The organism is Paenibacillus sp. P4_A7 (genome assembly GCF_056402455.1).
The window spans coordinates 1-5853 of record NZ_JBFUHJ010000353.1; the positions used below are offsets into that span (position 1 = coordinate 1).

Sequence of the window (5853 nt, forward strand, 5' to 3'; positions counted from 1 at the left end):
TGCCTGGATAATCCATTAAGTGAACTTCCGATTCAGGTTCAGCATCTATCTTGCGACTTGGTGCCGATCGGCCAGAAAAATCCGATTCCAAAAACGACATATAATATCGAGCTAGTTCAGAAAGAAACTCCTTAGAATGCACTAGTCCTTCAATCATGCTTTTCCACTCCATACTCCATGTTTAGGTCTTTCTAATCATTACTATTTTACCTTACTAGTGTATTATGCTGACTAATAATAGATATCTTCACAATACCACAAAAGCTGCTGTGTTTAATAGTTATCCTTATAGTAGTACAATATACTCAAATTTGGGATTGAGCGTGGTAAATAGAGTGATTAAACTAGTTGCTTTAGATGCATGTTCTAAGAAAAAAAGCCGAGCTAGTTTTAGCTCGGCTTCTACTTTTCCAATGCCACATTCAAATCAAATGCCTTACCATGAAACGGGTAAACAACTTTGGGCCTTGTTTCAATCGATAAAAGTGAATAATCATATTGGAAATCACTCTCGTCCAGTTTATCTTTGCCTTCTTTTAAGACAGTTTTAACTGAGTGATGCAATAAAAGATTCTATGTTTTGGGTATTCCTAAAGTAGCATAATAGAACTTTTCGGATAGATATGCGTCATAAATATTCGATCGATCAACGAGAGGTAGTTGATGATCGATACTTTTCAGGAACCCCTAAACTCCATTAAACTTAATCATATTCATCATAATCGCGGAGATTATAAAACCTAGCAACTTGTACTACGTCAAAGTTGTCAAATCCCAACGAGTCCTTATGAACAGATCCTTTATCCATGGTAAAAGTAAATGTTGAAATGATCTGGGCTGTGTCCGTACTGACAAGTGCGGTTCTGCCAGTATGATCAACTTCATACCAAAGGACGATATCAATGTCCACATAACAGTCTAGGCATCTTTTTACATATTTATTCACTTTTGTGTATGAATCGGGATTTCTAATCAGTTCTAAAACAAATCGTCTAAATAATTATGAAACAATTTGTTATCCTCCTGAAAGTTTGGAAAAAATACCTCGATTAAACCCAGTAAAATCAATGATTTGAGTCACTAAGATTGAATTGAATTTCCTGAAAAGTTGAAACTGGTTAGCATTTGCTCCTGATAAAATGAAAAAAGCAGTAATGGTTCTTAGAAGTTGAACAAGGTTGTTCGATCTCCTTATAAGTTGGAAATCGTTTATCTTATTGTACGAGCACCATTGTGCGTTCCCGAAAAGATGAACTTGGTTAATTACTAAAAAAGTCGATATCCTTATGGACATCGACTTTTTATTTTACGTATAATCCTTGATTGAGAAGTCTTTAATCAGGAACGGGTTCACTGTTTTCTGTTCATTTAGATGACCATATCTGGCGAACGCTTCCGCAAAATCAATTAGCTCCACCCGCTCCCGTTTTTTATCGATAGCTAATTTAGCTGCACGCCGTATAAGCAACATGATGGAACTCATCGATCCATCGGAAGCGTAAAATATCTGTTCCGATACATCTGGATCTGTAAGATGCGACTGTTTCTCGAACACAACCATTAATTGTTCATCGATGTCGTGGAGAAAGGTCAGAAAATGTTCATTCTGTTCAAATGGTTTCATCTCGAGCCGTGTCGGAATCCTCCTGCTTATTTGAGGATTAATATCGAGAACGTCCAATGACGTATTAAGTCCAAATAATACAAAAGGTTTGCCTATTTCGTTGATAAACGCTTTGAACCAGTCAGACACGCGCAACACCACCTTTTTAAGGTCTCGGTCAACAAAATGCTGAATTTCATCGACCATAATTAATTGCACATTCTTATTTTTGATTAGCTCAGATAATCTCTGCATCTTTTGAGATGCAGTACCCTTCGTGAAGTAACGATCTCCAAGCTGCTTGAGCAACATCTCCGTCACCGCAACAGGAGTGGCTGGGCTGGGAATCTTGACAGATAAAATCGACATATTGTTCGACTTACCATCAGGTGACTGGATGACCTGTGCCTTCTGCTTACTATTTAAATAGGTCTCCAATATGGTTGTTTTCCCTGAACCTGTGGGACCGTAGATCAGGAGTGAGAGTGGATGCTGTGTCAGTTGCCCTTCTTTATGGGTTTCATCGATAATATCAAGTGCTTCCTCAAAAGAAGGATGCATGATACGTATTCCATTTACAAACCTTACTTTTTCTTCTATCGTCATTTCATTATTTGCTGCCTGCATTGTACGAACCCCATTTCGATTGTTTTTTTGTTGTACTTGGGAAAGCGATTAATTCACTGATTAATTGGGATGGCTGGTTCGTTTCGGTTTTTCCCGAGTTGACTACCTGGTTACAAAAGGATTGGATCGCATTTGGAGAAGACAACTTCAAATTTGTGGTTTTGTTTGAATGTGATTCCACTGAAGACGTTTCATTTTTACCCGGCTGTGAACGAGAATGGATTGGACTTACACAATCTACACAACGTAACTATGGCTATAACATCTACAAACATGCTTCCGGTCGCAGAGATTTTGTAGTCAAATTAGAAATGACAGATAAAATTACAGAATGAAACACAAAAACCCAAACATAATATGTTTGGGTTTTCCATACATAGGACCAGAGTGACATTGTGAATTAAGTAATTATTGCAAGATTATTTTCAATCAGCTTTTCAACTACAACACAATCAATCCATTGCCCCTCTAACTTGCTGTGTTTTTCGTAAATACCAACTTCCCGGAACCCACAACTCTTGCATAGGTTTCTGCTTGCGACATTAAAGTCAAAAATCCGTGAAGATAATTTCCAATATCCTAGCTGTTCTGCTTCTTTTATCAGAGCGTTTAGAAGTGCTTTCCCGATGCCTTTACCTCTTGATTGGTTATGGAGATAAATCGAAAACTCACCAACTCCAATATAACAATCACGTGGTCTGTAAGTAGAAATGGAAGCCCAACCTACAACTTCACTATTTAGTTCATATACAAGAATGGGATGACGTTCACTTTGTGCTTGGATCCATTCCGATCTATCTTCCACTGTCTTTGGTTTCGTTTCAAATGTTGAACTTCTTTCTGCAATTCCTTGATTATAGATCGCTGTTACAGCTACAACATCATTGATTTCAGCTCTTCTGATATATTCCAATGTCAACACCATCCTATATCAATAATGGTTCATTATAACAGACATGACCCCACTCAGACGAGTAGGGTCATTTCTTAATACTTATTTGTTATATAAACTTTCAAGTGCCTCTCGTTGAGGCGGTTTAATATTAACTTTGGTACGAATTCGTTTTGCCAGTTCTTCGGCTTCACTTATCGTCTGACTCTTCCCTAATGTAATCAATGTCCCTACTGCAACTGCGCCAGTTCTTCCACTACCACCGCCACAATGGAAAGCAACTTTCTTACCATTGTTATATGCCTCTACAACATGATTAATCGCTTGTTTGAATAGTTGGTCTTGTGGACCAATAGCATTGTCACCAAGAGGAACCTGAACCCATTGAACGGCTTTGTCTGGATATGCACACTCTGTCGCTTCTCCACGCAAATCAACAACTACTTCTATACCTTCATTTTTAATCATGTCTTCGACGTCAGATGCACCGCCAAAGAAAATCTTATCTTCAATTAAAGCTTGATAATTCTTTTGCATAATAATCTCCTTATCATTTCTTCTTAAATGATGCAAATGCAACAGCCACTGGAGCTGATAGAGGCGCGCAGCATAATGATATGTCACGGTCTTCTCCTGCAGATTCAAATTCAGAATCTTCTTTGGTATAGAATATCTCCCATGCATTACCGTCAGGGTCGTAAACCCAAACCTTGTCTTGCACCGCATAGCAGCATGTCGTATTCATCTCATCTATTAAAAGTAACCCGCTTTGACGAAGCCTTTCTCCCATGGCAAGAACTTCTTCGGTATCATTCACCTGAAAACCTAAATGGTTAAGTGCACCATTTTTCTCAAATGGTCGAACATTCATTGAAAAATGAAGAGGCGGTTCATCTAATTCAAATTTCGCATAGTTATCTTTAACCTTACTTGGCTCTCCCCCAAAAAAAGCTTGGTAAAACTCAAGTGATTTGTCAAGGTCAGTACAGTTGATCGCAACATGCATTCTTTTAATCATAGATTTCACCTCATTCCCCAACTTCTACAAAGCGTTCAATACGGTTTTTAATGGAATCGCGAACAGCTCGGAACTGTGCCATTATTTCTTCCTCTGTTCCCGTCGCTTTTGCTGGATCATCAAAACCCCAGTGCCATTTGATTACATTTTTATTAGTGATCACAGGACAATGTTCATCAGCGTGCCCACAAAGTGTGATCACGTAGTCCGCACGATTTAAGATTTCAGGGTTAATGACATCAGAAGTGTTGTTGCTAATTTCAACGCCAGCCTCTTGCATCACTTGAACTGCACGAGGATTTAACCCATGTGCTTCAAGACCTGCACTTTTCACCTCATATTTGTGGCTACCAAGGGTTTTAAGAAAACCGTCTGCAATCTGACTTCTACAAGAATTTCCTGTGCATAAAAAATAAATGAGTGGCTTCTTTTCCATTGTTCTATCCCCTTCATTTTTGAATTGATGAATAATTAATCGCTTTGATATCCTCTTTTAGCGTCTTTATTAGAAAGTATTGATTTGGCGATGATTGTTATTATTGAAATAGCAATGGCGATAGCAATAATAACAACCCAAACGTTAACGTTCACCGTGTATATGACATACAGCCACATAGATAGCCCAATCAGGGTAATAAATAACGTAGGTACCGTTAACAAAATACCTATTTTGAAATAATAACCCCAGCTTATTTTGACATCTTTGCGCGAAAGCACATGAAGCCAAAGAAGAGTGGCAAGCGAACCGATCGGTGTTATTTTGGGTCCCAAATCCGAACCAATAACATTGGCATAGATCAACGCCTCACGGATAATCCCTTGGGTTTGTGTCCCTTCTATTGCAAGTGCATCAATCATCACTGTCGGCATGTTATTCATAAAGGAAGACAAGATTGCGGCAATGAAACCCATCCCTACCGTTGCCACAACCAATCCTTCGTCAGCCAAAGTCTGAATAACACTGCCAAGCGCGTCTGTTAAACCAGCATTTCGCAAGCCGTAAACAACGACATACATTCCGATGGAGAAGATAACAACTGCCCACGGCGCTTCTTTAATGAGTTTTGTAGTATGGATAACAGGACTTGTACGAGCTGCAATGATAAATGCGATAGCAGCAATACCAGCAACAATGGAAACTGGAATTGAGAAGAATTCGCTAACGAAATAGGCTACAAGTAAAACAGATAATATGATCCATGAAAGCTTGAATAACTTTACGTCTTTTATTGCATCATCTGGTTTTTTTAATTGAGTGATATTGTATTTCTTCAGAATGCTTTTTCTAAAGAATAGGTACAAGACGATAAGACTACCGATAATGGAGAAGAAGTTTGGAATAATCATTCGACTTGCATACTCTGCAAAGCCAATCCCAAAGTAATCGGCAGATACGATGTTTACCAGATTGCTGACAACAAGAGGTAATGATGCTGTATCGGCAATGAATCCGCTCGCCATGATAAATGGTAAGATCATTTTTTCTTCAAACTTTAATGCCCTAACCATTGAAAGAACGATTGGTGTAATAATTAATGCTGCACCATCGTTTGCAAAAAGCGCAGCTACAGCAGCACYAAGCAAAATGACATACACAAACATAAGTACGCCATTTCCTTTTGCAAGACGTGCCATATGCAGCGCCGCCCATTCAAAAAGACCAATTTCGTCTAATATCAGAGAGATCAAAATGATAGCTACAAAAGCAAGTGT

General features: G+C 38.6%; 7 protein-coding genes. 1 reads left to right on the top strand and 6 read right to left on the bottom strand.

Annotated elements, in window-relative coordinates; all coding sequences use genetic code 11:
* Nucleotides 1-1306 precede the first annotated feature (1306 nt).
* The gene (locus AC1DWN_RS25965; RefSeq protein ID WP_477561785.1) at nucleotides 1307-2230 is read right to left on the bottom strand and encodes a TniB family NTP-binding protein; all 924 of its coding nucleotides are present in this window, start codon (nucleotides 2228-2230) and stop codon (nucleotides 1307-1309) included.
* Between AC1DWN_RS25965 and AC1DWN_RS25970 the strand changes: the two genes are divergently transcribed.
* Entirely contained in the window at nucleotides 2230-2565 is a 336-nt protein-coding gene (locus AC1DWN_RS25970) for a GIY-YIG nuclease family protein (RefSeq protein WP_477561786.1), read from the top strand. The two genes, AC1DWN_RS25965 and AC1DWN_RS25970, sit on opposite strands and share 1 nt — an antisense overlap.
* A 65-nt stretch (nucleotides 2566-2630) precedes the next feature.
* Here AC1DWN_RS25970 and AC1DWN_RS25975 read toward each other — a convergent pair whose 3' ends face one another.
* The 5 genes from AC1DWN_RS25975 to AC1DWN_RS25995 all read right to left on the bottom strand — a co-directional run.
* Nucleotides 2631-3143, bottom strand: a complete 513-nt coding sequence (locus tag AC1DWN_RS25975; RefSeq protein ID WP_477561787.1) for an arsinothricin resistance N-acetyltransferase ArsN1 family A — start codon at nucleotides 3141-3143, stop codon at nucleotides 2631-2633.
* Between the two features lie 81 nt (nucleotides 3144-3224).
* Nucleotides 3225-3659, bottom strand: coding sequence for a protein-tyrosine phosphatase family protein (locus AC1DWN_RS25980; RefSeq protein ID WP_477561788.1), 435 nt, complete (start codon nucleotides 3657-3659; stop codon nucleotides 3225-3227).
* Nucleotides 3660-3672: 13 nt separating this feature from the next.
* Nucleotides 3673-4137: an ArsI/CadI family heavy metal resistance metalloenzyme gene (locus AC1DWN_RS25985; RefSeq protein ID WP_477561791.1), complete on the bottom strand. Its 465-nt coding sequence runs from the start codon at nucleotides 4135-4137 to the stop codon at nucleotides 3673-3675.
* 13 nt (nucleotides 4138-4150) lie between these two features.
* On the bottom strand, nucleotides 4151-4576 hold the full coding sequence (gene arsC / locus AC1DWN_RS25990) for an arsenate reductase (thioredoxin) (protein ID WP_477561789.1): 426 nt from the start codon (nucleotides 4574-4576) through the stop codon (nucleotides 4151-4153).
* Nucleotides 4577-4611: 35 nt separating this feature from the next.
* A partial coding sequence (locus AC1DWN_RS25995) for an arsenic transporter (protein ID WP_477561790.1) occupies nucleotides 4612-5853 on the bottom strand: 1242 nt, incomplete at its 5' end.